The sequence below is a fragment of the Streptococcus pneumoniae genome, from assembly GCF_001457635.1.
Taxonomy (GTDB): Bacteria; Bacillota; Bacilli; order Lactobacillales; family Streptococcaceae; genus Streptococcus; species Streptococcus pneumoniae.
Window position 1 is genome coordinate 2,023,790 of sequence record NZ_LN831051.1, and the last position, 26,461, is coordinate 2,050,250.

General features: G+C 41.6%; 22 protein-coding genes and 2 pseudogenes. 2 read left to right on the top strand and 22 right to left on the bottom strand.

The features are described from left to right. Positions 1-89: 89 nt before the first annotated feature. On the top strand, positions 90-1,280 hold the full coding sequence (locus tag AT689_RS10705) for a ferredoxin reductase family protein (protein WP_000843709.1): 1,191 nt from the start codon (positions 90-92) through the stop codon (positions 1,278-1,280). 320 nt (positions 1,281-1,600) lie between these two features. On the opposite strand, the gene AT689_RS10710 is transcribed toward AT689_RS10705, so the two are convergent. The 19 genes and pseudogenes from AT689_RS10710 to AT689_RS10805 form a co-directional block, all read right to left on the bottom strand. Then, positions 1,601-2,482, bottom strand: a complete 882-nt coding sequence (locus AT689_RS10710; protein WP_001019003.1) for a class II fructose-bisphosphate aldolase — start codon at positions 2,480-2,482, stop codon at positions 1,601-1,603. A 140-nt stretch (positions 2,483-2,622) separates the two neighbouring features. Then, positions 2,623-3,951, bottom strand: a complete 1,329-nt coding sequence (vncS, locus tag AT689_RS10715) for a sensor histidine kinase VncS (protein ID WP_000831375.1) — start codon at positions 3,949-3,951, stop codon at positions 2,623-2,625. After that, on the bottom strand, positions 3,948-4,604 hold the full coding sequence (gene vncR, locus AT689_RS10720) for a response regulator transcription factor VncR (protein WP_000697960.1): 657 nt from the start codon (positions 4,602-4,604) through the stop codon (positions 3,948-3,950). The genes vncS and vncR overlap by 4 nt, the downstream gene beginning before the upstream one ends. A gap of 48 nt (positions 4,605-4,652) precedes the next feature. Further along, positions 4,653-4,736, bottom strand: a complete 84-nt coding sequence (gene pep27 / locus AT689_RS13115) for a putative autolysis signal peptide Pep27 (RefSeq protein WP_199862660.1) — start codon at positions 4,734-4,736, stop codon at positions 4,653-4,655. Between the two features lie 180 nt (positions 4,737-4,916). Further along, positions 4,917-6,296 carry an ABC transporter permease subunit Vex3 gene (vex3, locus tag AT689_RS10725; RefSeq protein WP_000902984.1) on the bottom strand — a complete coding sequence of 460 codons (1,380 nt, stop codon included), beginning with the start codon at positions 6,294-6,296 and terminating at the stop codon, positions 4,917-4,919. 51 nt (positions 6,297-6,347) lie between these two features. Beyond that, positions 6,348-6,995: an ABC transporter ATP-binding subunit Vex2 gene (gene vex2 / locus AT689_RS10730; RefSeq protein WP_000173747.1), complete on the bottom strand. Its 648-nt coding sequence runs from the start codon at positions 6,993-6,995 to the stop codon at positions 6,348-6,350. A gap of 12 nt (positions 6,996-7,007) precedes the next feature. Beyond that, entirely contained in the window at positions 7,008-8,285 is a 1,278-nt protein-coding gene (locus AT689_RS10735) for an ABC transporter permease (RefSeq protein ID WP_001068293.1), read from the bottom strand. A gap of 355 nt (positions 8,286-8,640) precedes the next feature. Continuing rightward, a pseudogene (locus AT689_RS12710) lies at positions 8,641-8,811 on the bottom strand (group II intron maturase-specific domain-containing protein); the annotation flags it as partial. Between the two features lie 142 nt (positions 8,812-8,953). Further along, positions 8,954-9,319, bottom strand: coding sequence for a hypothetical protein (locus AT689_RS13755; RefSeq protein WP_001066708.1), 366 nt, complete (start codon positions 9,317-9,319; stop codon positions 8,954-8,956). A gap of 370 nt (positions 9,320-9,689) precedes the next feature. Continuing rightward, on the bottom strand, positions 9,690-10,574 hold the full coding sequence (locus tag AT689_RS10750; RefSeq protein WP_001208177.1) for a helix-turn-helix domain-containing protein: 885 nt from the start codon (positions 10,572-10,574) through the stop codon (positions 9,690-9,692). A 3-nt stretch (positions 10,575-10,577) separates the two neighbouring features. Further along, positions 10,578-10,964: a Mini-ribonuclease 3 gene (locus AT689_RS10755; protein WP_000567914.1), complete on the bottom strand. Its 387-nt coding sequence runs from the start codon at positions 10,962-10,964 to the stop codon at positions 10,578-10,580. After that, entirely contained in the window at positions 10,957-12,300 is a 1,344-nt protein-coding gene (gene cysS, locus AT689_RS10760; protein WP_000591096.1) for a cysteine--tRNA ligase, read from the bottom strand. The genes AT689_RS10755 and cysS overlap by 8 nt, the downstream gene beginning before the upstream one ends. An 81-nt stretch (positions 12,301-12,381) precedes the next feature. Continuing rightward, the gene (locus AT689_RS10765) at positions 12,382-13,266 is read right to left on the bottom strand and encodes a GNAT family N-acetyltransferase (protein WP_000613655.1); all 885 of its coding nucleotides are present in this window, start codon (positions 13,264-13,266) and stop codon (positions 12,382-12,384) included. Between the two features lie 11 nt (positions 13,267-13,277). Then, positions 13,278-13,895 (bottom strand): serine O-acetyltransferase, encoded by a 618-nt coding sequence (cysE, locus tag AT689_RS10770; RefSeq protein WP_000539991.1) that lies wholly within the window; start codon positions 13,893-13,895, stop codon positions 13,278-13,280. A gap of 15 nt (positions 13,896-13,910) precedes the next feature. Then, a complete protein-coding gene (gene pnp, locus AT689_RS10775; RefSeq protein WP_001118983.1) occupies positions 13,911-16,124 on the bottom strand; it encodes a polyribonucleotide nucleotidyltransferase in 2,214 nt (737 codons plus the stop codon). Positions 16,125-16,682: 558 nt separating this feature from the next. Then, entirely contained in the window at positions 16,683-17,549 is an 867-nt protein-coding gene (metF, locus tag AT689_RS10785; RefSeq protein WP_000089982.1) for a methylenetetrahydrofolate reductase [NAD(P)H], read from the bottom strand. A gap of 63 nt (positions 17,550-17,612) precedes the next feature. Beyond that, a complete protein-coding gene (gene metE, locus AT689_RS10790; RefSeq protein WP_000108204.1) occupies positions 17,613-19,862 on the bottom strand; it encodes a 5-methyltetrahydropteroyltriglutamate--homocysteine S-methyltransferase in 2,250 nt (749 codons plus the stop codon). Positions 19,863-20,121: 259 nt separating this feature from the next. Further along, positions 20,122-20,388 (bottom strand): helix-turn-helix domain-containing protein, encoded by a 267-nt coding sequence (locus tag AT689_RS10795; protein WP_001844589.1) that lies wholly within the window; start codon positions 20,386-20,388, stop codon positions 20,122-20,124. A gap of 125 nt (positions 20,389-20,513) precedes the next feature. Beyond that, positions 20,514-20,961, bottom strand: a pseudogene (locus tag AT689_RS10805) (IS30 family transposase); the annotation flags it as partial. Positions 20,962-21,116: 155 nt separating this feature from the next. Here AT689_RS10805 and AT689_RS10810 point away from each other — a divergent pair. Further along, a complete protein-coding gene (locus AT689_RS10810; protein ID WP_000597991.1) occupies positions 21,117-22,118 on the top strand; it encodes an endonuclease/exonuclease/phosphatase family protein in 1,002 nt (333 codons plus the stop codon). A gap of 67 nt (positions 22,119-22,185) precedes the next feature. Here the strand turns inward: AT689_RS10810 and pheT are convergent, their stop codons facing one another. From pheT to pheS, 3 genes are all read right to left on the bottom strand, one after another. Beyond that, positions 22,186-24,588 carry a phenylalanine--tRNA ligase subunit beta gene (pheT, locus tag AT689_RS10815; RefSeq protein ID WP_000909142.1) on the bottom strand — a complete coding sequence of 801 codons (2,403 nt, stop codon included), beginning with the start codon at positions 24,586-24,588 and terminating at the stop codon, positions 22,186-22,188. 76 nt (positions 24,589-24,664) lie between these two features. Beyond that, positions 24,665-25,174 (bottom strand): GNAT family N-acetyltransferase, encoded by a 510-nt coding sequence (locus AT689_RS10820; RefSeq protein WP_000619941.1) that lies wholly within the window; start codon positions 25,172-25,174, stop codon positions 24,665-24,667. Beyond that, positions 25,174-26,220 (bottom strand): phenylalanine--tRNA ligase subunit alpha, encoded by a 1,047-nt coding sequence (gene pheS, locus AT689_RS10825; protein WP_001813261.1) that lies wholly within the window; start codon positions 26,218-26,220, stop codon positions 25,174-25,176. The genes AT689_RS10820 and pheS overlap by 1 nt, the downstream gene beginning before the upstream one ends. Positions 26,221-26,461 lie beyond the last annotated feature (241 nt).

Consider the following 26,461-nt stretch of genomic DNA (forward strand, 5'->3'; position numbering starts at 1 on the left):
GACCTCAATTTGACACCATACATTTTCTATGATAAAATGTAACAAATTCATTTACAACAAATCGAAATCTAAATGAAATGGAATTTTCTATGAAATCAGTCAAAGGACTACTCTTTATCATAGCTAGTTTTATCTTGACTCTTTTGACTTGGATGAACACTTCTCCCCAATTCATGATTCCAGGACTAGCTTTAACAAGCCTATCTCTGACTTTTATCCTAGCCACTCGTCTCCCACTACTAGAAAGCTGGTTTCACGGTTTGGAGAAGGTCTACACCGTCCACAAATTCACAGCCTTTCTCTCCATCATCCTACTAATCTTTCATAACTTTAGTATGGGCGGTTTGTGGGGCTCTCGCTTAGCTGCTCAGTTTGGCAATCTTGCCATCTATATCTTTGCCAGCATCATCCTTGTCGCCTATTTAGGCAAATACATCCAATACGAAGCTTGGCGATGGATTCACCGCCTGGTTTACCTAGCCTATATTTTAGGACTCTTTCACATCTACATGATAATGGGCAATCGTCTCCTTACATTTAATCTTCTAAGTTTTCTTGTTGGTAGCTATGCCCTTTTAGGCTTACTAGCTGGTTTTTATATCATTTTTCTATATCAAAAGATTTCCTTCCCCTATCTAGGAAAAATTACCCATCTCAAACGCTTAAATCACGATACTAGAGAAATTCAAATCCATCTTAGCAGACCTTTCAACTATCAATCAGGACAATTTGCCTTTCTAAAGATTTTCCAAGAAGGCTTTGAAAGTGCTCCGCATCCCTTTTCTATCTCAGGAGGTCATGGTCAAACTCTTTACTTTACTGTTAAAAATTCAGGCGACCATACCAATAATATCTATGATAATCTTCAAGCCGGCAGCAAAGTAACCCTAGACAGAGCTTACGGACACATGATCATAGAAGAAGGACGAGAAAATCAGGTTTGGATTGCTGGAGGTATTGGGATCACCCCCTTCATCTCTTACATCCGTGAACATCCTATTTTAGATAAACAGGTTCACTTCTACTATAACTTCCGTGGAGATGAAAATGCAGTCTACCTAGATTTACTCCGTAACTATGCTCAGAAAAATCCTAATTTTGAACTCCATCTAATCGACAGTACGAAAGACGGCTATCTTAATTTTGAACAAAAAAAAGTGCCCGAACATGCAACCGTCTATATGTGTGGTCCTATTTCTATGATGAAGGCACTTGCCAAACAGATTAAGAAACAAAATCCAAAAACAGAGCTTATTTACGAAGGATTCAAGTTCAAATAAGTAATCATACTCTCCTGGGATTTCCCAGGAGAGTTTTTTATAGCCAAATGAAATAAGACCTGAACGATGGAATTTTGGCATTCAAATCAATTGATAAGAATATTTTATAGTGGAGTGAAATAGGATACGAACAAATTGATTAGGAAAATCAAATGAATTTATAGAAATCTTTTAGCAGTTATGTTGTCCTATTCTAGTTTCGAAACGCTATAGAAGCAGCATTGTGCTAGTCTAGATTCAGTTTACTATACTAAAACGAGTAGCTTGAAATCAAAAAACCCACCCTCACAGGCAGGTTTTATCTGTATTATTCAGCTAGATTATGCTTTACCTTCTGAACCGAATACGTCGATACGTTCTTCAACCGATGCTTGGATAGCTTTTACACCGTCAGCCAAGAATTTACGTGGGTCGAAGAGTTTTTTCTTGTCGTATTCTGCTTCGTTTGCTTCGTAGTCACGAGCAAATTTACGAGTTGCGTTAGCGAATGCGATTTGGCATTCTGTGTTAACGTTAACTTTGGCAACACCAAGTTTGATAGCTGCTTGGATTTGCTCATCAGGAATACCTGATCCACCGTGCAATACGATTGGGAATCCTGGAAGAGCTTCTGTCAATTTTTGCAAGTGGTCAAGGTCAAGACCTTCCCAGTTTACTGGGTAAGGGCCGTGGATGTTACCGATACCAGCTGCCAAGAAGTCGATACCAGTTTCAACCATTGCTTTAGCGTCTTCGATTGGAGCCAATTCACCTTTACCGATGATTCCGTCTTCTTCACCACCGATAGTACCAACTTCAGCTTCTACTGAGATACCTTTAGCGTGTGCTTTTTCAACAACTTCTTTAGCCAATTTAAGGTTTTCTTCAACTGGAAGGTGTGAACCGTCAAACATGATTGAAGTATAACCAACTTCGATACACTCAAGTGCATCTTCGTAGTGACCGTGGTCAAGGTGGATAGCTACTGGTACAGTGATACCCATTGATTCAACAAGGTTAGCGATCAAGTTGCGAGCAACTTTGTAACCACCCATGTATTTAGCAGCACCCATTGAAGTTTGGATCAAAACTGGAGCTTTTTTAGCTTCTGCTGCGCGCAAGATAGCTTGAGTCCACTCAAGGTTGTTTGTGTTAAATCCACCAACTGCATAACCGTTGTCACGGGCTGCTTGGACAAATTTTTCTGCTGAAACGATTGCCATTTTATCAGGCCTCCTGTATATTTTTATGGGTCATCCCATTTACATTGTTCATTTTATCACTTTTTGCCAAAAAAATCTAGTTTTTCCCGCAGTTTCGATTGATTTTCTTCTAACTCCATCTATGTAAACCCTTTCTCTCCCTAGTCTTGGACGACTTTTGGAAAATCTATAAAGAAGGTTAAACGATTCTCCTCCATCTCGAAACGATAAGCTAATTTTTCATGTTCTAATAGACTCTTAACCACAAAGAGCCCCATACCAGACCCCTTGACCTTGCGACTGGCATTGTCAGAAAAAGACTGGGCTAGTTTTTCTTGTTCCTCTGAGCTACAGCTATTTTCGATAAAAAGTTCTCCTTCTCTTTCTCCAATTCGAACTAAGCCACCTGGAACAGAGTGCTTAATGGCATTGCTGATGAGATTAGAAAGAATCAACTTCATAACTGATGGGTTTAGATAAGCCTGCTGATGGGTCAAACTATTGTCTATCTGGAGCTCTCTTTCCTTGGCTAGCAAGGCATAATCTTTGACCAGATTTTGCGTCATCTGGAGGAGGTCAATTGTTTCCCTATCATCTCGCAATTCCTGCACAGAAGAGAGGGAAAGTATCTGCAGAACATGGTGATTGAGTTCATCCACAATCCCCAAGGCAACTCCCAGATACTGGTCTCTATTCTTATAACGACCGATATTCTCTCTCATATTTTCGATTAGGATTTTCAAACTAGCCAGCGGTGTTTTCAATTCATGAGAAGCTCCTCGTAGGAATTCGACCTTCATCTTCTCCAGCTGGAGAATGGCTTCATTCTTTTCATGCAAGTCCGCAATAACAGTCAAGAGATGCTGGTAGAGGCTATTGATTTGTTCCTTGAGATTGCCTATCTCATCCTTAGAATCCACGCGCAATCGCACTTGGGAATCCAGGTCCATCATCCGACGGGTCACCCGCTTGATTTCCAAAATCGGTGCAACAATAGTCCGAGCGTAGATGTAGGCCACCAAGAGGGAAATCAGAAAGGAGGCCAGCAAGGTATAGGGAAGAAACTGGAGACTGATTTGCTCCGCTTCCTTTTGTAAATCCATGGAAGCTAGAAACTGGAGAATCATAGTACCACCGTCTTGCGTTTTCACCTCGCGCTCCTCAATAAAGAGAGAGGTTGTCTGGCGGTCTGTGTCCAGAGGAAGACTGTCCTTGACTTCTAACTTGTCCTCGGTCATCTCACCTTTGACGGTCCCCTTGATATCACTAGTCTGGGAATACAAGTCTAACACTTGCTCGATACTCTGCCTATCTTTCCCTTCTAGGGACTGGGCAATGGCTGTTGCCTTTTGACCAATGGTTTCCTGACGATGACTCAGATAAGTCGAAGGAAAAAGAAAATAAATAGCTAAATGAAGGCAGATAACCAGAACACTAAATATCGAGAAGGTATAGATAAATATCTTTGTAAATAAACCTGTTCGTTTCATTTTCGCTCCAATTTATAACCAACATTGCGCACAGTGAGGATACAATCCAAGTCTAGCTTTTTCCGCAATTCCTTGATATAAACATCAATAACACGGTCAAAGGGAACCTCATCTGTCGCTTTCCAGACGGCATCGATAATCTGAGACCGAGTCAAGGCCCGGCCTTCATTTTTCACTAGATAGTCCAGAATTTCCAACTCTTTGGCATTGATAGGCACTTCTTGACCTGCGAGGCTTGCACTGTAGCTTTCAAAGTCCACCTTGGTATCCTTGTAAGAAAAGATTCGTCCTGTATCGTAGTAGCGCTTGAAAATCGCGTCCACCCTCACTTTTAAGAGGGAGAGGGAGAAAGGTTTTTCCAGATAGCCATCTGCCAAAGAGGCAAAGGCACTCATCTTGTATTCCTCATCCTGAAAAGCTGTCAACATCAAGACAGGAACCTGACTGGTTTTACGAATCTCAGCTAGGACTTCTAAGCCGTTAAGCTTGGGCATCTGGATATCCAGTAAAACCAGGGCCACCTCATAGCTAGAAAATTGCTCCAGAGCTTCCTGACCGTCCGCTGCCTCAATAGTTTCATAGCCACAATCCGTCAAATAATCACTGACCCCCTCACGGATCATCTCTTCATCTTCTACAATTAAAATTTTCATACTTTAACTGCTCTCTATTTTTTATTTTTCTTAGAATAAATACCTACTCTATTTTCTATTATAGTCTCTTGCTGGCCTTTTGTCTGTAAGCAACTGACCACTAGATAAAACGTTGTGAAATTCCTTTCTCATAAATTCCATAACTTTAGTATATTATATTTAAGCACTAAAGTACAAAGAAAGCAACTGAAAGCAATGATTTTCACCACTGCTTTCAGATTTATTTTGAATTGTTAAATAGCTATTCCTATCCACTATTCTTGAATAGAAACACAAGATGCAATCTTTATTCCAGACTCATTTTTTTCAAATTTATTCACCATCCAGCAAGAGCTCTTTTGGTTGTTTTCTAAGGAGATTGCTTGAAGCAAGCGCCATAACGAGAACCACTAGAACCAAGGCAAGGACAAAAATGATGATAAAGTCTGATGTCTGAATGGAAATGTCTAGGCTCGACAAGGTCTTGCTAAAGCCATCTACTTCTGCACCGCCACCAAGGTTAGAGGCTTGAGCCGCCTTACTAGCCTGTTTGGCAACACCTGAAGTCACATTGGCAAGGACAGTGTTTCCAATTGCACGGGCAGTGTAATTAGCTAGGAAGTAAGCAGAAACTAGAGCAGGGATAGCAATCAAGATAGATTCGGTGATGAATTGACCCAAGATACTTGCCTGCTTGAGACCAATAGAGAGGAGGATTCCCACTTCCTTGCGACGGGCATTGATCCAAAGACTGAGCAAGAGGGCAAGGAGAAGGACTGAGAAGCTCAAGCTACCCCAGAAGAGGAGGTTGGCCATCTTGTACATACCAGAGATAGATTGCTCAAGAGCTGGGTAGTTAGAGGAGCTCTTGACGAGTGTGTAGCTCTTCCAGTTGATACCACTGATGCCATTCAACTCTTTCATAACATCATCCAAGTTCTTGTCTGCTGTTACAAAGAAGGTTGCGTCCCCATAAATGGCTGTGTCTTCTGTGTATCCATAAAGTTTTGCAGCAGTGTGAATGTCTGTAATAGCTGTGTTTTCGTAAAGTTCTTGTGAGTAGGTTACTGCTGACTTATTATGACCATCAAAGAGTCCCTTGATTGTCACTTCAACTGTTTCCTTGGCTCCTTTTTCATTATCTGCATCGTAGATATTAGAGTCCAGTTTAACCTTGTCCCCTACTTTCCAGCCGTGTTTGGCTGCCAAGTCCTTGTGCAAGAGGATTTTATCCTTGTCGTCGTTGGTTAAGTGCTCTCCTTCGACTAGTTTATAAGAACCAGAGACAAACTTATCTTCTTTAGAGGAGTCATTGACACCTGTAATCATCAAGCTACTTCCAAAACGTTTGGCACGATCAGCAGTGAGATTCTTCTTGGTTTCTGGCGTTTCAATCAGGTCATATCCAGTCAAATCTCCGATAGCGTTGATACGTTTGACATAAGACTCAATGGCCTTGTTTTCGGTGATTTTTTTGATGTCTTCACCCTTGATATTCCCAGCACCACGAGGCGTTCCTTGGTTGACGCGACGATTGATTTGCATGGAGAAGCTATTGGTGATATTTTTAAAGGTCTCCTGAGAAGCCTTGGCAGTAGCTCCCTTGATTGACAAGCCGACCAAACTCAAGCTCGCCATAAGGAGAATAATCAGGAAGATGACAATCGATTTGAAAAACTTCCTTGTAACATAGGCAAATGCGTTGTGTAACATAGATTCCCTTTCTAGATTTTGTTTTAATCATTCTATCAAAATAAGCTCAAATTATTTACTAGTATTGCGCGTTTCAGTCAGTTTCTTATCCTTTAATTCAAGTGTAATATCTGACGCTTGTGCCACTTCTTTACTGTGAGTTACGACAATCACACATTTACCTGTTTTCTGGGCAAGTGATTTGAGTAGTTCGACAATATCTCCAGCAGTTTTAGGATCCAGATTTCCTGTTGGCTCATCAGCTAGAATAACTGGAGCTTCTGAGACCAAACTGCGAGCAATGGCAACACGTTGCTGTTGACCACCTGATAACTGGAGAACATTCCGCTTAATCTGGCTTTCATCCAAACCAAGCTCAAGAAGTGTATTCTTGCTTGCCTTTTTGTTGACCAATTGGATATTTTCCAGCGGAGAAAGATAATCTATCAAGTTATAATTTTGAAAGACCAGGGAAATATGGTGCATGCGATGGTAAGAATAGCCCTTCTTACGAATATCCTCTCCTTGAAAAAGGATAGAACCTTCAACAGGACTATCTAGACCAGCAAGTAGGGACAAGAGTGTGGATTTTCCTGCTCCTGACTCCCCAATAATACTGTAAAATTTTCCGGGTTCAAAATTATAATTGATCTGATATAGGACTGCTTCAGCAGTATTCTTATAACGGTAGGTAACATCTTGTAATTGTAATAAAGTCATGATTTCTCCTTCTTAACTAATAGATGATAAAATTTCTTTCGGTGATTTTCTAAATAAGAATAGGAAACAAAGGGCTACAGATAAGCAACTAAGCAGAACTAGAAAAACATAGGATTCTGCAAAAGATAAGATGCTAGTTGATAAACTGCTTGCTTTGGCTAGTGTATCTTGTAAGCTTACCTGATCTCCACTTGCTAGTAGAGTTTGGAGTAGGTAAGTTGTGATTCCGTTTCCTGCAACAAATGCTGGAAGCAAAGCTCCAAGAGATACCAAAACTACCTCTAAACAGAATTGTAGGAAGATCGAGCTCTTGCCTTTTCCAAGTGCAAGTAAAATCCCCACTTCATAGACCCGTTCTCTCAACCAGAGAGACAAAACCAGAATTAAGGCTCCAGCTCCTGCTATCAACATCCCATAAAGGAAGATGGTCAGGAAGGTTTGGAAAGTTGCAACTGAGTCTTTGATTTGTTCAAAAGCCTTGTTTTCCTTTTCGACTTGGTAGCCTTGATTTTCCAAGGCCAAGTTTTCTACCTGCTTCATGAGTCCGTCCATTTCCTTAGGATTTTCTACATAGAAGCGTGCTGCACTGACTTGAGCTTCACTATTGCCCAAAAGGGTTTGGCTACTTTCATAATCTGTAAAGACTTGATTTTCACTGAAGTCAGAAGACAAGCCTGTGAATTTCTCTTGTTTTTTACCAGAAAAGATGCCGATAATCTCAAACTCTACTGTTTGTCCTTTTCCAGATTCAGACTGACCAGCATCCAAGCCAATCTTGTCATGAAGTGAAAGACCGTTCTTCTTAGCCAATTCTTCGTGGATAAGGATTTTCTTGGAATCCCCTTTTTGAAGGTGTCGCCCTTCTTTTAGATTGAAAGCCGAACTGGTAAAGGTTACATCCTTGGATGAATCCTCAAGAGCCGTTAAGCTAACCAAGTTATTGTCTGCAGCTGATAAATCATCACGCTCCACGCTCTGCTCGCCAGTCACTGCTTCCTTGTCTTTTAGTTTTGCGACCGTCTCAAGTTCAGGAGAGACATTTTCCAGCCCCTTAATCTTGCTTACAGATGCTAGGTCTGACAACTTGAATGTCTGACCATTCTCTATCTTCTTAATAGAAAAAGATGTATTGAGTGATTTATAAAGATTGCTTTCTACTGTTTTGTTGGACTTCATCAGAGTCAAACAGGCTGAAATTCCGGCCAATAAGACCAATAAAATCAGAAATAAAATAAAACTTCTCAGTCGCTTTCTGCTGACATAAGCCCAAGATCTTTGGATTGGATTCATTTGTCACCTCCATATTTGTAAGACTATTATAAAACCCAAATATGAAATGTTTATGAAATACGAAAAAAAATATCGAGTAGGGGATAATCTCTAGCCCCTCTCACACCACCGTACGTGCCGTTCGGCATACGGCGGTTCAACTAACTTTTAACGCATGTCGTTCAAGGTAATAATCCAAACACGAAACCAGTCCACGTTTTTCAAGGACTGGTTTTGATATAGCACGTTTAAGTACCGACTTCTGAGCTACTATAGTAGATTGAAACTAGAATAATATACCTCTACTTCTAAAATATTGTTAGAAATCGATTTGACTTCCCTGATCGATTCGTCCTATTCTTATTTCATTTTAATATAATTGATAGTGCTCGCCCCAGCCAGATACCTTATCTGCTATCCATTTAGGAACCCCTAACTTAAGCAATCCCCATAATCGTCTCGATTTCTTCTTCCATTGCTTCCAGATAATCACTCGTAGGCGAGTACGCAAGCGCTCATCTATGTTAGTGACTATACTTTTCATATTTATAATTCATTCCTTTCGTTTCACTCAAGGCACAACACAGAATGAAAAAGTGTTGTGATCTTTATTTTGTTTTATAATAATAGTGAGAAAGCCTATCACTACTACAAATCACGGGGAGGTGAATAAGTGAGTGGTACAGCCACTACCTCGCATATTTTGTCACATCATTTAACGGTACATAATAAGTTGTACCATCTGAATAAGTTGCTACAATATCATTTGCATGCTCTCCTTCACCTTTAGCAAAGGTTGGAGCTCCTGCTGGATGATTTTTATTTGCCTCTTTCAATTTTTCAATAATGGCATTTTTTTCTGTATCTTTTATATTATCAGGATTTTTCACTAAAATTTTGTCTGGATATGTCGGTTTAGCAGAAACAATTTTTACTGTTACTTCTTTTTTATTCGAAGCACTTGTCCAGTTTCCAGCATTATCTTTAGCATTTAATTTTACAGTAATTCCTGAACTAGGAACTTCAGTAGCAGGTTGATTATCAACATTATTCAACTTTAATTTCAAAAGAGCTGTTGCATCAGACGTTTTATCAATCGTTATATATAATGATGAATTGTTATTATAACCAGTTCCTTCATATTTAGCTGTTTGTGAGCTACTTGAAACAGAACTGAAATTATACCCACTACCTCCCTGATTATCTTCAATGCTTACGTCTAAATAAACTTCCCCACTATTATTTAGCTTAGCAACAACTGTTATAGTAAAATAACATAAAATTCACATAAATAGATTAGGGAAATCAAAGCAACTTCTAGGAATGTTTTAGCAGTCACAGTGTACTTTCCCAGCATCAAGCCACTATAACTCTGCACATAAAAATGGAGAAGATGGCCATCCTCTTCTCCAAATATTAACTTCTTTACAAACCAACTATAGTTGACAAAGAACCTAAAATCAATTGATAACACAAGGTCAGGTCGGTCAACTCTTTCAACTGAAGCCCTGTCAACTCTTCCCATTTATCAATCTTGTATTGGAGAGAATTGCGGTGCAGATAGAGTTGCTGGGCTGTTTTAGTGAGAACAGCACTATTTTCCCAAAGAGAGAGAATGATTTCCTGAATCTGATCTTGATCCAAAATCATCTGGTGTAGACATTCCTTGATTGGCTTCAAGTCCACGAGTCTTTCTCCCATACTCCAAAGATAGAGCTGAGAAAAAGTATGAACACCTTGGTGACCCTGACGCCACCATGTCTTGAACAAATCCCGCTCAGCTTTGATTAAGTCTGATAGGGCTTGATGTCCCGTCTGAGACCAAACCTGACCCAACATGATAGAAAGACGAAGTCCAAAGTCATACTCAACCGCTTCAATCGTATCACTTAAAATATCTCTTACATAAGTGTATTTGTCTTGTTGAAGCACGAAAACATAATCCTGAGATCCGACCTGTAGCACTGTCTGACAATTCGGAAAAAGAGTCCGCATCATATCTAGCCAAGAAGCCAGATTTTCCTGCTGAAAATAAGAAAGATGGCAATAAACCAACTGAATCTTTTTAAAAACTTGCGGTGCCTGTCCCTTGCCTTCAACCAGATAGGAATACCAAGGGTTTAGCGAACGAGCCTGCTCCTGCTGGGTCAAAAGGGCAACCAACTGCTTTTCACGCTCGCTGAGCCCAGCTTCCTCCAGCAAAATCCACTGCTGAGAAGCTAAAGGGAGCGTGAGATAGCCCTCTTTCTCTACTGGTTGGTCTGAAATCCGAGCCTCAGGAAACCAGTCTTGTAGTTCTTTTTCCCTCATGTTCTAGCCCTCCACTTTTTGGATGCACCATGAAACCAAACTCTCAAGACGTTCCAGATTCTCAGTCATATGGAGATAGCCCATAACCGCTTCAAATCCCGTGGACATACGATAAGTCACGACATCTGCATTTTTAGCCTTTGTGTGGCTATTGGTATTGCGGCCACGTTTGTAGATTTCTTCTTCTTTTTCCGTTAGGACCTGCTCCTCCAACATGAGAGCAATCAGGCGAGCCTGAGCCTTGGCTGACACATACTTGGTTGCTTCTTGATGGAGTTTATTGGGTTTGGTCATACCTTTGAGGATGAGGTGACGGCGAATATACATAGAATACACCGCATCCCCCTCAAAGGCTAGCGCAATCCCGTTAATGAGATTGACATCAATCACGTGTCCACCTCACTCCATCCTTGGTATCAAGGAGCTTAATTCCTTGAGTAACCAATTGGTCACGGATTTGGTCTGCTGTCTCAAAGTCTCGATTGGCACGCGCCTCTTGGCGTTTTTGAATCAAGTCTTCAATCTCTGCATCCAAAACTTCCTCAACAAAGACAATTCCAAAAATTTCTAACATATCTGCAAGAGCTTGCTTGACACTTGCATCATAGTTCCCTGAGTTGATCCATTTGGCCATTTCAAAGACAACTGTGATACCGTTGGCAGCATTAAAATCTTCATCCATAGCTGCTACAAACTTATCTTTAAAGTTTTGTAACTCTTGGGCATCCACGTTTCCTGTAAATGGTTGTTCGTAAGTATTCTTCAGATACTTGAGATTGGTCTCGGCATCGCGAACTGCCTTTTCCGTGAAGTTGATAGGCTTACGGTAGTGCTGGGTCGCAAAGAAGAAACGAAGTACTTGCCCATCAAGAGTTTTAAGGGCATCGTGTACCGTAATGAAGTTACCCAAGGACTTAGACATTTTGACATTGTCGATATTGACAAAGCCATTGTGCATCCAGTAGTTAGCAAAAGCCTTGCCTGTTTTAGCTTCAGATTGGGCAATTTCATTGGTGTGGTGTGGAAACTCTAGGTCAGCTCCACCACCGTGGATATCAATGGTATCACCTAAAATCTCTGTCGACATGACTGAACACTCAATATGCCAACCCGGACGTCCAGGTCCCCAAGGACTATCCCAAGAAATCTCACCTGGTTTGGAAGATTTCCATAGAGCAAAGTCTACAGGATTTTCCTTACGAGCCGTTTCTTCATCGGTACGACCTGAAGCACCTAGCTCCAAATCTTCCAAGGTTTTATTAGCCAATTTAGCATAGTTGTGGGATTTTTCTACACGGAAATAGACATCCCCTTGACTCTCATAGGCAAAGCCTTTCTCGATCAAGTCTTCCACAAAACGGATGATGTCTGCCATAAACTCCACTACACGCGGATGGCGAGTCGCAGGTTTCACGCCCAAGGCCGTCACATCCTCACGAAAGGCAGCGATGTACTTATCCGCAACCTCCTGAGGCGTGATGCCTTCTTCCCTGGCACGGTTGATAATCTTATCATCCACATCTGTAAAATTGGAAATATAGGCAACCTTATACCCACGGTACTCAAAATAGCGACGAATCGTATCAAAAGCTACCGTCGAACGGGCGTTTCCCACGTGGATATAGTTGTACACCGTTGGCCCACAAACATACATCTTGATCTTGCCGTCCTCAATCGGGACAAATTCTCGCAAATCACGAGACATGGTGTCATAGATTTTAATCATAAATCATAATCAGGAAAGCTGAAATCCAAGAACAATTAGTTTCATCACTAAAAGTTCAAGTAAATTTCAGTCCGAATATCTCTACACTTCGGAATCCCTTGCTCCTTTCTCATTCAGATAAACCACCTGAGTCTGTTTGACAAAGCCAATTTTTTCATACAAACGTTTGGCACCTACATTGCTATCTTCCACTGCAATCTGAAATTCCTTGTCATTTTGCTCAATTAGTTGGTTGACGAGGGATTTTGCTAAGTAGCTTCCATAGCCTTTTCCACGTTCAGGTTCCAATATTGCTAAACCGTAGAAGTAATTCGTATTAGTCGATAAATCAACCGTACAAGTCCCAATAACCTGACCGTCTTTTAATAAAATATATAAGCGACTTTCTGGATCCTTCAGAGCTTCAGCGACATATCTATCCACAACTTCTCTCGATTCATGTTCCTCTGAAAATGCCTGAAATTTTAATTGACTAATTTGATCCTGATACGAACTATCTGCTAACAAAACTTCAAGATGGGAAACATTTGCTAACGGATAAGGTCTTCTATCCTTACCTAACCAAGTTTCTGTCTCTTCATCCTCGATTAGTCCCCAGTTACTGGCAAAGTCAGGATGATTCTCTAAAAAAATACGTTCTGTCTGAAAAGTGACTGACCGAATGGGGAAAGAAGCTATTTCTCTCTCAAAACTAGTAAACAATGCACGCGCAATCCCCTGACGGCGATGACCTGGATGAACCAGTATCGTTACTTCTACATCTTGGTCATCTGCATAGACAGTTAATAAACCAACAAGTTCGCCTTTTTCATAATAAAGGAAAAAGGCGGGCATGTTTGGGTCAAAATTAAGCATGTTAGAGAGATAGGGATCGCGATAGGTACCGTCATAGTTTTGGCAACAGTTAATTACTTTTTTCGCTTCAGATAGCTCCTCTTGGCTTAACTTGTTTCTTGCTTGAATCATATAGGTATCCTCTACAAACCAGACGATCTGTGACTGGCATCTTTAGCCTGCTCGAGTTTATTGACATAATACTCTCGTTTTTCTTCGACTTCGTGAATGACAGGCTCATCTTTCTTACCATGAAGACGGACAATCTTGGCCGGAATACCGACAACCGTCACGTCACTAGGTACATCTGCTACGACAACTGCTGCAGCACCGACCTTGGCATTTTCACCAATTTCCACAGGCCCGATAACTTGGGCATGGGCTGATATGAGGGCTCCCTTTCGTACAGTCGGATGGCGTTTGCCACAGTCTTTCCCTGTTCCCCCGAGAGTCACTCCGTGATAGAGAAGAACGCCTTTTTCAACAATCGCTGTCTCTCCAATCACCAGACCAGAACCATGGTCAATAAAAACACCTGAATCAATCTGGGCTCCTGGATGAATCTCAATCTGAGTCCAAAAGCGCCAAAACTGACTGTACATACGAGCTAATAGTTTGAAGCCGTGCTTCCAGAGAAAATGCGAGAGACGGTGGGCCGCCAAGGCCTTGACACCTGGATAAGTCAGCAAAACCTCCAAAGTGGTGCGGGCCGCTGGATCATTTTCTTTTACAATATCAATGGTTTCGCGCCACCACCCCATACATTTCTCCTTTTCTTATTCTGAATCTTTTGGTGTTTCTGTAAATTCTTTCTTAGGTTTGTGATCCTTTTGATGACGTGGGCGGTGAGGGCGCTCAGACTTTTCACCTTTTTCATCATGCTCAGGTTTTGGCGGACGAGGTAGAAGAGCCTTCATAGAGGCATCGATACGGCCTTTTTCATCAATCTTGATAACCTTAACATCAACTTCATCCCCGATTTCTACCAAATCCTCTACACGATTGGTACGAGTCCAAGCCATCTCAGAGATATGAACAAGGGCATCTGTCTTATCAAAGAGGTTAACAAAGGCACCAAATTTCTCGATACGAACGACTTTAGCACGGTAAACTTCATCCACTTTGGCTTCACGAACCAAACCAGCAATAATTTCTTTGGCACGGTTAATAGCATCTTGGTCACTAGAGTAGATAGACACATTTCCTTCTTCGTCTATATCAATCTTAACACCTGTTTCAGCGATAATCTTGTCGATGGTTTCTCCACCCTTACCGATGACAATCTTAATCTTGTCCACATCAATCTTGATCGTATCAATTTTCGGAGCAGTTGGAGCCAATTCTGGACGAACTTCTGGAATGGTTGCTTCAATGACATCAAGGATTTCAAAACGCGCTTTCTTGGCTTGAGCAAGAGCCTCCGTCAAGATTTCTGCAGTAATCCCTTGAATCTTGATATCCATTTGAAGGGCTGTAATCCCATCACGAGTACCTGCAACCTTGAAGTCCATATCTCCAAAGTGATCTTCCAAACCTTGGATATCTGTCAATACTGTGTAGTTATTTCCATCTGAGATAAGTCCCATAGCAATACCAGCTACTGGCGCCTTGATTGGCACACCACCAGCCATAAGGGCAAGAGTTCCCGCACAGATAGAAGCTTGAGATGAAGAACCGTTTGATTCCAAAACTTCTGCTACTAGACGGATAGCGTATGGGAATTCTTCCAAGCTTGGCAAGACTTGAGCAAGAGCACGCTCACCAAGAGCACCGTGACCGATTTCACGACGACCTGGCGCACCGTAACGACCTGTTTCCCCTACAGAATATTGAGGGAAGTTATAGTGGTGCATAAAGCGTTTCTTGTACTCTGGATCCAAACCATCAATGATTTGAGTTTCTCCCATCGGAGCCAAGGTCAAGACTGAAAGAGCTTGAGTTTGCCCACGAGTAAAGAGACCTGAACCATGTACACGAGGAAGGAAGTCAACAACCGCATCCAAAGGACGGATTTCATCGACCTTACGACCATCAGGACGCACCTTGTCTTCTGTAATTAAACGTCGCACTTCTGCGTGTTCCATTTGTTCCAAGATTTCAGCCACATCACGCATAATACGGTCAAATTCTTCGTGGTTCGCATATTTTTCTTCGTAAACGGCAGTCACTTGGTCTTTCACTGCTTGAGTTGCAGCTTCACGGGCCAATTTCTCTTCTACTTGAACTGCCTTTTGGAGGTCACTGTTGTAGGCTGCAATGATTTCAGCTTGCAATTCAGCATCCACGTGAAGCAATTCCACTTCTGCTTTTTCTTTACCGACAGCAGCAACGATTTCTTCTTGGAAGGTAATCAATTCTTTGACAGCTTCGTGCCCTTTAAGAAGCGCTTCCAACATGATTTCTTCTGACAATTCTTTGGCACCAGACTCTACCATGTTGATAGCGTGCTTGGTTCCAGCTACTGTCAATTCAAGAAGAGATTGCTCTGCTTGTTCTTGACTTGGGTTGATGATGATTTGGCCATCTACATATCCCACTTGTACCCCAGCAATTGGTCCGTCAAATGGAATATCTGAAATAGACAGTGCCAAAGATGAACCAAACATAGCAGCCATTGGTGCAGATGCATTTTCATCATAAGAAAGCACTGTATTGATGACTTGGACTTCATTACGGAAACCTTCCGCAAACATAGGACGAATCGGACGGTCAATCAAACGCGCTGTCAAGGTCGCATCTGTTGAAGGACGTCCTTCACGTTTCATAAAGCCACCAGGAAACTTCCCAGCCGCATACATTTTTTCTTCGTAGTTGACTTGGAGTGGGAAGAAATCCCCAGTTGCCATTTTCTTAGACATAACGGCAGCAGTCAAGACAGTTGACTCACCGTAACGTACGACAACAGATCCATTTGCTTGCTTAGCAACCTGACCAGTCTCTACAATTAACTCACGACCCGCAAAAGTCGTTTGAAACACTTGTTTTGCCATTTTAATCCCCTTTTGATTGATGAAATTATACGCCTTGCCTACAAAGATCAAGATACCAAGGACGTCAAAAGCAAAGTAAAAATAGGAAACTGACGAAGTCTTCGATGAAGACAAGACAGTTTATCTTTTTTACACAGCTTTTCGGCCGTGTTCAATTACTCAAGATACCAAGCCGTCAAGCAACTCAAAGGAAGATAGGAAATCGAACGACGGAGCGACTACTCCTAGGGAGATTTATCTTTTTCCACAGAGTTGTAGGCAAGTTCAGTTTTCAAGATACATCATTAGAAAGGTTTAATACTAAAGTATCTAAAGCTTTCACGCTAATCGCTATCGGGCGATTAGCTAAATGCTTTACTAACTCTCTCGTCAAATAACATCGATTTGACTCACTCGTGTCGTTAAATCTTACAGTTTAAATGCATTGTATTATTTAATACCTTCATCTTTGTATCAAGTACGTACAGAATTTATTTTATCATATTTTTCTTAAAAAGTGAGGTCTTTACCATTAAAAAGGAACCATTCCCCTCACCTGAGAAGAATGGTTTGCTTTTATTATCCTAGAGACTGGTGATTAAACAAGGCATGGGTTGCTTGATGGATGTATTTTGCTGTATCAGCATTATTCATCGTATAGAGATGCACACCGGCAACATCCTGAGTTACCAAGTCCACGATTTGGTCCACTGCATAGGCAAGTCCTGCTGCTCTGAGCGACTCAGGGTCATGCTCATACTTGTCTAAGATGGCTTTAAATTTGCGTGGAAGATGGATATTCTCACAAGTCTTCAAGAGTCGGAGAGCCTGATTTCGATTCAGAATTGGCATAATTCCTGCATGAATGGGAACATCAATCCCAGCCAAGATACACTTGTCCTGAAAATCATAGAAGCGCTCATTGTCAAAGAAGAGCTGAGTTACGAGGCTCGAACAGCCTGCATCCACTTTCTTCTTAAGATTTTGAATATCTGAAATCTGATTTGGCGAATCTGGATGCTCTTCTGGATAGCAAGCTCCAATAATATCAAAGTGAGGGGCTTGTTCCTTGATAAACTCAATCAAGTCGGTTGCATAGCGGAAATCCTTTTGTGGTTCTACGTCTGGAATAATATCCCCACGAAGAGCCAAGATTTTCTGAACCCCAACTTTGTCCAAGTCAACAATAGTTTCAGCAACCTTGTCCTTAGTTAGATAAATAGCTGGCAAGTGGGCAATGGTCGGAATCGCCAAGTCATTTTGGATAAAGTCAGCCAAACGAACCGTCGTTTCCTTGATATTAAATTTATTATTGCTGGCAGTTACACTGATAAAATGGGGAGCCAACTCCTGCATATCCTGCAAGGCTGAAATAATGTTACCATTACCCACGGCTGGGTTTGGAGGGAACACTTCAAATGAGAGTGACGGTGTTTGGCGTGACATATGTAATAACCTTTTCTAGTTGATTTCTTTTTGAACAACCACTGTATGGAGAGAAATCCAATCTTACAATTTCTCACGCGCAGCTTTAGCTGCTTCAACAAGGCGGATCAAGCTTTCTTTTGTTTCTGGGATACCACGTGTTTTCAAACCACAGTCAGGGTTGATCCAAACTTTCTTGCTTGGCACTTTAGCAAGGATGGCTTCGATTGTGTTGTCGATTTCGCCTTCGTTTGGTACACGAGGTGAGTGGATATCGTAAACCCCAGGTCCCACTTCTGTTTGGAAGTTTTTCGCTTTGAGTTCGTCCAAGATTTCAAGGTTTGAACGGCTAGCTTCAAAGGAAATAACGTCTGCATCCATGTTATCGATAGCTGGGATGATATCTGTAAATTCTGAGTAACACATGTGAGTGTGGATTTGTGTGTCTGGCGCTACTGTTGAGTGTACCAAGCGGAAGGCAGGAATTGCCCAGTCAAGGTAGTCTTCGTACCAGTCGCTACGACGGAGTGGCAATTTTTCACGAAGAGCAGCCTCGTCGATTTGGATGATCTTCACACCAGCAACTTCAAGGTCAAGTACTTCATCCTTGATAGCAAGGGCGATTTGAAGAGTTGAATCCTTGATAGAGATGTCTTCACGTGGGAATGACCAGTTAAGAATGGTAACAGGTCCAGTCAACATACCTTTAACAGGTTTGTTTGTACGACTTTGTGCATAGCTAGACCATTTAACAGTGATAGGGTTAAGACGAGTGACATCACCCCAGATGATTGGTGGTTTTACCCCACGCATACCGTATGATTGTACCCATCCATTTTTAGAGAAGAGGTATCCTGACAAGTTTTGACCGAAGTACTCAACCATGTCATTACGCTCAAATTCACCGTGAACAAGGACATCAAAGTCAATATCTTCTTGCCACTTGATCCATTCGTCAATCGTTTCAGCAAGGAAAGCATCGTACTCTTTTTGAGACAATTCACCTTTACGGTAAGCCAAACGTTTGGCACGAACTTCTTTTGTTTGAGGGAATGAACCAATCGTTGTTGTTGGAAGAGCTGGAAGTTTGAAAGCTTCTTCTTGGATAGCTTCACGTTCTGCAAAGGCTGGCAAACGAGTGTAGTCTGCGTCTGTCAATCCAGCGATACGCGCACGAAGTTCAGCATTTTCACCAACACGCTCAGTCGCAAAGAGTTCTTTGTTGGCTGCAAGAGCTTCTGAACCTTGACCATTGCGGATAGCATCCAAGTCACGGATTTCATCCAATTTTTCAACTGCAAAGGCAAAGTGGTTCAAGAGTGCTGGTTCAAATTCTTCATTAGCAGTTGTAAATGGCACATGAAGAAGTGAGCAAGAGCTTGTCAAAACGATGTTTTCAGCTGGGATTTGCTCAAGAACAGCCAAGCTCTTTTCGTAGTTGTTGCGCCAGATGTTTTTACCATTGACAATACCTACATAGAGAGTCTTGTCAGCTGGGAAGCCACCTTTAACGAGTTCAAGAGTTTTCTTACCTTCAACAAAGTCAAGACCGATAGCATCTACTGGCAAGTTTACAAGGTCAGCGTATACGTCACGAACATCACCGAAATAAGTTTGAAGCAAGACTTCAAGACCTTTTTTGTCAGCCAAGAGTTTGTTGTAAAGGTTCAAGAAGAGAGCTTTTTCTTCAGCTGTCAAGTCTTTTACAAGAGCCGCTTCATCCAATTGGATGCGAGTCGCACCAAGTTCAGCCAATTTAGCAAAAACTTCTTGGTAAGCAGCCACTAAGCTATCTACGAAGTCGTCTGCTTTCACGCCTTCTTCAAAGTCTGACAATTGAAGGAAAGTGAATGGACCTACAAGAACAGGACGAGTGTTCAATCCAAGTTCTTTTGCTTCTTGGAACTCATCGAAAATCTTGTGACCAGCCAATTTTACTTGAGTGTCTTTTTCAAATTTAGGAACGATGTAGTGGTAGTTAGTGTTGAACCATTTCTTCATTGGAAGGGCGCGAACGTCCCCTTTTTCTCCCTGGTAACCACGTCCCAAAGCGAAGTAGCGCTCAAGGTCAGACAAGTCCAAGTTTTGAACGGATGCAGGCACCACGTTGAAAAGGAAAGCCGCATCTAGGAAGTTATCATAGTGAGAAAAGTCATTTGATGGAATTTCAGTGATGCCTTTTTCTTTGACAATGTTCCAGTGTTTAGCACGCAAGTCTTTTGCTGCTGCTAAAAGTTCTTCTTCTGAGATTTCTTTTCTAAAGTATTTTTCAGTTGTAAATTTTAATTCACGGAATTCGCCCAAACGAGGGAAACCGATGATTGTAGTTGACATGATGTGTCCTCCAAAATTTGTTGTTGAAACTATCTTAACAGAAAAGAAAGCATCTGTATAATTGTAAAAAATTAGGCTTTGATATAGTTTGAAACTATACCTCTATTTTAGACAAAAGAAAAAGACTTGAGACACATGCCTCAAATCCCTTTTATAACTTGTTTTTAGCTGTATTTTAGTTAGAATGCTCAAACGCGTTATTAGTAATTCTTATAAGTGACTATGGCTTGTTATTAGAAAAGACTATAACTGATTCTAGTCAACTTTTCCCCTGTTCAAGTCGGACGACTGCTAGTATCTTTCCTAGACTAGCTAGGACTTTTAAGACTGTGTCCAACTGTGGACTAGTCTTACCTGTCTCCATCCTAGCTATAACAGGCTGACTCACTCCACTGAGTTCCTCTAGCTTTTTCTGACTGATTCCTTGCTTATTTCTGGCTTCAATCAACTCGCTCATGATAGCTACTCGCATATCACTTTCAAGGATTTCCTCCTTGCTAAAGAGCTCAGATGGACATCCTTCCAATTACTCCCAATAGCACTATTCTTCATCACTTAACCCTCTTTCTTTTACGTCTATGTATTTTTAAAAAAATGAGCGAATTATGATTCGATAGATTGACCAGCGGGTTTAAAGTTGGTGCTAGCCTATTTCTTAAGCGATTTTCCTTTTCTAGGATAAAGCAGATCCTGCTTGCTTAACCCCAATTTTCCACGATGAATCCAATAGTAAATGGTTGAAATTCCCACGTTAACCCCTTTAGCCATAACCATCATTTCAGGCGAAAATTTTTGGTTATGTATAGTGGAGAATCTTTTCCTTTAGTTCCTTGGTCAAGCTTGATTTCTTGACCGAGCGCTTGCGATTGTTTTCATAAGACTGTTGAGCGTAGTCGGCAGAATAAACCTCTTTGAAGCGCCCTTTTCCAAGACATTTTCGGACTGTCCCACGCTTGATTTCAGTGTGGATAGTTTGAGGAGCTTTTCCAAGTAGAGAGGCAACTTCTCTATTTGATTTTCCTTCTTTTTTCCATCTTTCGATTAAGCGACGGCTATCGATTGTCAAATGTTTACCTTTTGTAGTATAATTGTCTTGCATCTCTGTGCCTTTTAATCATTTCAATCTTAAATTGGACTTTTTTTACTTGGGTTGTACTTAATCTATGAGGAAGACAAGAAAAAGAATATCAATCAAGTAAAGTCACAAAGTCACATTAGCTCCGAGCAACCATTGCAAATTGAGGTACTCACACAATGATTAAAACATTTCTCTCTGCCCTTTCGGTCATTCTCTTTGTTATCCCTATCATAACTTATTCTTTTTTCCCATCTTCTAATCTTAACATTTGGCTATCTACCCAACCTATCTTGGCACAGATTTATGCCTTCCCCTTAGCTACTGCAACTATGGCTGCTATTTTAAGTTTCTTATTTTTTTTCCTATCTTTTTACAAGAAAAATAAACAAATACGGTTTTACTCTGGCATTTTGCTCTTACTATCGCTCATATTACTATTATTCGGAACAGATAAAACCCTTTCTTCTGCATCAAATAAGACTAAAACCTTAAAATTAGTAACTTGGAACGTCGCTAATCAAATAGAAGCACAACATATTGAGCGAATTTTTAGCCATTTTGACGCCGATATGGCTATATTCCCTGAACTAGCTACCAATATCAGAGGTGAGCAAGAAAACCAGAGAATCAAACTATTGTTTCATCAAGTTGGACTTTCTATGGCCAACTATGATATTTTCACTTCTCCACCTACCAATAGTGGAATAGCTCCTGTGACTGTGATTGTCAAGAAAAGTTATGGTTTCTATACAGAAGCTAAAACTTTTCATACAACACGGTTCGGGACAATTGTATTACATTCGAGAAAACAAAATATACCAGATATCATTGCCTTGCATACTGCTCCTCCTCTGCCAGGTTTAATGGAAATCTGGAAGCAAGACTTAAACATCATTCATAATCAATTGGCTTCAAAATATCCAAAGGCTATTATTGCAGGTGATTTTAATGCAACTATGCGTCATGGAGCACTTGCAAAAATAAGCTCTCATAGGGACGCATTAAATGTACTGCCACCTTTTGAAAGAGGAACTTGGAATAGCCAAAGTCCAAAACTTTTTAATGCAACAATAGATCATATTTTATTGCCTAAAAACCACTACTATGTTAAAGATTTAGACATTGTAAGTTTTCAAAACTCTGATCATAGATGTATTTTTACAGAAATCACATTTTAATTATTTTATATAAAATCACCCCTCTAGTGTTCATAAACTAGAGGGGGAATTTGTATCATACTATCGTTTAACGCACTTCTGCATTGACTTTTTCTTCGAGCGATGCTTGGATTTTTTCCATATAGCGTGCGACTTCTTCGTCCGTTAAGCTATCTTCTGGATTTTGGAAGGTCAAGCTATAAGCCATTGACTTCATACCAAGTCCCAATTTCTCACCTGAGAAGACGTCAAAGAGTTTGATATCTGTCAAACGTTTCACGCCGGCAGCTTGGATAGCATCTACAACTTCTTGATGAGTCACTTCTGCCTTGAGGAGAAGGGCAACGTCACGGCTGACTGCCGGGAATTTGGTGATTTCTACAAATGGAGTCGCTGGCTGAAGCGCAGCTTCGATAGCTGAAAGGTTAAGCTCAGCCACATACGTTTCTGGAATATCGTAAGCCTTGGCAGTGACTGGATGCACTTGGCCAAGGAAACCAAGAACTTGGTCACCGAGTGAAATCACGGCTGTACGACCTGGATGAAGGCTAGCGATTTCAGATGTTGCTGTATAGGTTACTTGGAGTCCCAAACGAGTAAATAGGGCTTCAAGGATTCCCTTAGCATAGAAGAAATCAACTGGAACTGCTGCTGTTTGGAAATCTTTTTCAGCAACCAAGCCTGTCAAGGCAAAGGCAAAACTGTTGATTTCATTTGGAAGTTCTTCTTTTGGATTACCTGTTTGTTCAAAGACTTTTCCAATCTCGTAAAGGGCCAAGTTTTTATTCTTACGAGCCACGTTGTAGGCAACGGTATCAAGGATACCTGAAATCATATTTTGACGGAGGACTGAACGATCCACAGTCATTGGCCACATGAGTTCCGTAAGGTTACTTGGTTGAGCCGTAAACTCAACTGCTTTTTCAGGAGTTGTTAGAGTATAGGTGATGATTTCTGTCAAACCTGCTCCTTCAGCAATAGTACGAACTTGACGGCGGAGTTTTTGTGTGGCTGTCAATTCACCTGCTGTACCATCGTCTTTTGGTAGACTAGTTGGCAAGCGGTCATAACCATAGATACGAGCAATTTCTTCAAAGAGGTCAGCTTCGATTGTGATATCCCAACGACGACGTGGGACTCTGACTGTAAAGCTGTCTGCATTTCCAGAAAGACCAAAGCCAAGACGACGGAAGACGTCTTCTACATCAGCATAAGACAGCTCAGTTCCGAGGACACGGTTAACATCAGCAAGGGTTGAAGAAACTTCTACATCTGAAGTATCAAGCTCACCCGCTGAAACGATGCCCTTACGCACCGTCGCACCTGCAAGTTCCGCAATCAGGCTAGCTGCCGCATCAAGGGCTTCATTAACTGTTGCCACATTAATTCCTTTTTCAAAGCGAGAAGATGACTCAGAACGAAGGTTCAGGCGACCACTTGTCTTACGGATAGATTTGCCATTGAAAACAGCAGCTTCAAGGACAACACGACTAGATTTTTCAGAGATTTCTGTTGCTTGACCACCCATGACACCTGCAAGGGCTACTGGCTTGTCTGCGACAGTGATGACTAGGTCATTCACGTCCAAGTCACGTTCTTCACCGTCCAAGGTCACCAATTTTTCACCAGCACGCGCTTCACGCACACGGATGTCAGTCCCTTCAAAGTTATCCAAGTCAAAGGCATGCATTGGTTGACCAAAATAGAGCAGGATGTAGTTGGTCACGTCCACTACGTTATTGATGGGACGGATTCCTTCGTTCATGAGAAGGTTTTGCAACCATTGTGGACTTGGTGCGATGGTCACATTGTCCAAGATACGAGCTGCATAGTAAGGCGCCTTGTCTGTCTCAATGCTGACAGAAAGGGCATCTGCCGCAGCTTCATTAGTTTCTGTTAGAGTAAATTCTTTAAAGTTGACTGCCTTGTCATAGATGGCTGCCACTTCGTGAGCCACTCCACACATAGAAAGGGCATCTGCACGGTTTGGTGTGATGGAAAGTTCGATGATTTCATCATCCAAGTCTAGGTAAGAAAAGACTTCCTCACCTGGCACGGCATCTTCAGGCAAGATTTGGATGCCATCTGCGAATTCCTTAGGCACAACTGAGTCAGAAATTCCCAATTCACCAAGTGAACAGATCATTCCAAGTGACTCCAAACCACGGATTTTTCCTTTTTTGATTTTGTAGTTATCAGCGATACGAGCTCCTGGAAGAGCCACCATGACCTTGATCCCAGCACGCACATTTGGGGCACCACAAACGATCTGACGCTCTTCTTCGCCAACGTTAACCTGACAAACATGGAGGTGAGTCTCTGGCACATCTTCGCAAGACAAGACCTCACCGACGACAATTTTTGAGAGACCAGCAGCTGGTGATTCGACACCTTCGACCTCGATTCCTGTAGTTGACATTTTTTCAGCCAACTCTTGTGATGGCACATCAATGTCCACCAATTCTTTTAACCATTTATAAGATATAAGCATAATTTAGTTCTCCAGAATGACCATTGCCACACTGGTTCTTTTCCTTTCCTATCATTTCAATAGAAGAATCCTCTTCTTACCTTAATTTCTTTCTCAGTAACCAATCCGTATCTACTTTTTGACCAACCATAAAATGATGTTGGCTAAATTTTTCAAAACCATATCGATTATAAAACGCTTGAGCTTTTGTATTATGCTCCCAAACACCTAGCCAAGCCCAAGAAAAACTATTTTTTGTAGCAAGTTCAAGTGCGAATTCAAACAGTTGCTTACCTAGTCCAAATCCTTGGAATTTTTGTAGCACATAGAGGCGTTGAATTTCAAAAGCGTCCTCTAATTCTCTCTCAGTTTGAGCACTTCCCCAGTTGACTTTGAGAAAACCAGCTATCTCCTCCTCATGCATAATGAAATAGGTTTCAGAGTCAGGATTTCCCAACTCAGTTGACAAAGTTTTCAGACTATAAGCCTCTTCAAAGTATTCCTGTAACTGCTCTTCCGTATTATCATACGCAAAGGTTTCACGAAAGGCTTGTTTGGCAATTTTAGCCAACACCTCAACATCTGCCATTTCTACTTTTCTAATCATTATTTAAACTGTTCTGAGAAGCGGACATCTCCTTGGTAGAATCCACGGATATCGTTGATTCCATAACGGAGCATAGCTACACGCTCTTGTCCAAGACCAAAGGCAAAACCAGAGTATACAGTCGCATCGATACCACTCATTTCAAGGACACGTGGGTGAACCATACCGGCTCCCATAATTTCGATCCAACCTGTTTTCTTACATACGTTACAGCCTTCTCCACCACACTTGAAGCAAGAAACATCCACCTCAACAGATGGCTCTGTGAATGGGAAGTAAGATGGACGCAAACGAATTTGACGCTCTTCACCAAACATTTTTTGGACAATCAACTGAAGCGTTCCTTGAAGATCAGCCATAGAGATATTTTTCCCAACTACCAAGCCTTCGATTTGGTGGAATTGGTGACTGTGGGTCGCATCGTCCGTATCGCGACGGAAGACACGCCCTGGCGAGATCATCTTCAAAGGACCTTTAGAAAAATCATGGGCATCCATAGCACGCGCCTGAACTGGAGACGTGTGGGTACGGAGCAAGATTTCTTCAGTGATATAGAAAGTATCCTGCATATCACGAGCTGGGTGGTCTTTTGGAAGGTTCATACGTTCAAAGTTATAGTAGTCTTGCTCCACTTCAAAACCATCCACGACTTGATAACCCATACCGATGAAGATATCTTCGATTTCTTCACTGGTTTGTGTCAAAACGTGACGGTGACCAGTCGCAACTGGACGACCTGGAAGCGTCACATCGATACTCTCGCTAGCCAGTTGAGCCGCGACTTTCTTTTCTTCCAAGAGCTTAGCTGTTTCTTCAAAAGCAGCTGTCAAGACATCACGAGCTTCATTGACGTGTTTCCCGATGATTGGACGCATCTCAGCAGAAACATCTTTCATCCCTTTGAGGATTTCAGTGAGCGAACCCTTTTTACCAAGGACAGAGACACGCAAATCTTGCATCTCTTTTTCATTTCCAGCAGTAATCTGCTTCAAGCTAGTCAGCGTTTCTTCGCGAAGCGCTTTTAATTGTTCTTCAATAGTTGACATATTTCCTCCATCAGTCTCTCGTAGATAAAAAGAAAACCACATGCCAAAAACTCCACTCGGAGCGTTGACACGCGGTACCATCCGTTTTCATCTGACAAGTCAGACCTTCATTTCTAAATCCATGCGCAAGTGAATTCACCCAGCTTTCATATAGAGAGCTTGCAGTCACGGCTCTCCTCCCTGATATACTTCCCTTGGGCTACTAGTCTTTCAGATTTCTATTCAATTACCACTTAGTTTA

Bases quoted from the DNA above. Each gene is read 5' to 3' on its own strand.
- vex3 (WP_000902984.1), bottom strand. From the start codon at position 6,296: ATGTTACACAACGCATTTGCCTATGTTACAAGGAAGTTTTTCAAATCG.
- AT689_RS10735 (WP_001068293.1), bottom strand. From the start codon at position 8,285: ATGAATCCAATCCAAAGATCTTGGGCTTATGTCAGCAGAAAGCGACTG.
- AT689_RS10750 (WP_001208177.1), bottom strand. From the start codon at position 10,574: ATGAGGGAAAAAGAACTACAAGACTGGTTTCCTGAGGCTCGGATTTCA.
- AT689_RS10810 (WP_000597991.1), top strand. From the start codon at position 21,117: ATGATTAAAACATTTCTCTCTGCCCTTTCGGTCATTCTCTTTGTTATC.
- vex2 (WP_000173747.1), bottom strand. From the start codon at position 6,995: ATGACTTTATTACAATTACAAGATGTTACCTACCGTTATAAGAATACT.
- cysE (WP_000539991.1), bottom strand. From the start codon at position 13,895: ATGGGGTGGTGGCGCGAAACCATTGATATTGTAAAAGAAAATGATCCA.
- AT689_RS10710 (WP_001019003.1), bottom strand. From the start codon at position 2,482: ATGGCAATCGTTTCAGCAGAAAAATTTGTCCAAGCAGCCCGTGACAAC.
- cysS (WP_000591096.1), bottom strand. From the start codon at position 12,300: ATGATTAAAATCTATGACACCATGTCTCGTGATTTGCGAGAATTTGTC.
- pheS (WP_001813261.1), bottom strand. From the start codon at position 26,220: ATGTCAACTATTGAAGAACAATTAAAAGCGCTTCGCGAAGAAACGCTG.
- AT689_RS10820 (WP_000619941.1), bottom strand. From the start codon at position 25,174: ATGATTAGAAAAGTAGAAATGGCAGATGTTGAGGTGTTGGCTAAAATT.
- pep27 (WP_199862660.1), bottom strand. From the start codon at position 4,736: ATGAGAAAGGAATTTCACAACGTTTTATCTAGTGGTCAGTTGCTTACA.
- vncS (WP_000831375.1), bottom strand. From the start codon at position 3,951: ATGAAACGAACAGGTTTATTTACAAAGATATTTATCTATACCTTCTCG.
- metF (WP_000089982.1), bottom strand. From the start codon at position 17,549: ATGTCACGCCAAACACCGTCACTCTCATTTGAAGTGTTCCCTCCAAAC.
- pheT (WP_000909142.1), bottom strand. From the start codon at position 24,588: ATGCTTATATCTTATAAATGGTTAAAAGAATTGGTGGACATTGATGTG.
- AT689_RS10705 (WP_000843709.1), top strand. From the start codon at position 90: ATGAAATCAGTCAAAGGACTACTCTTTATCATAGCTAGTTTTATCTTG.
- pnp (WP_001118983.1), bottom strand. From the start codon at position 16,124: ATGGCAAAACAAGTGTTTCAAACGACTTTTGCGGGTCGTGAGTTAATT.
- AT689_RS10765 (WP_000613655.1), bottom strand. From the start codon at position 13,266: ATGATTCAAGCAAGAAACAAGTTAAGCCAAGAGGAGCTATCTGAAGCG.
- vncR (WP_000697960.1), bottom strand. From the start codon at position 4,604: ATGAAAATTTTAATTGTAGAAGATGAAGAGATGATCCGTGAGGGGGTC.
- metE (WP_000108204.1), bottom strand. From the start codon at position 19,862: ATGTCAACTACAATCATCGGTTTCCCTCGTTTGGGCGAATTCCGTGAA.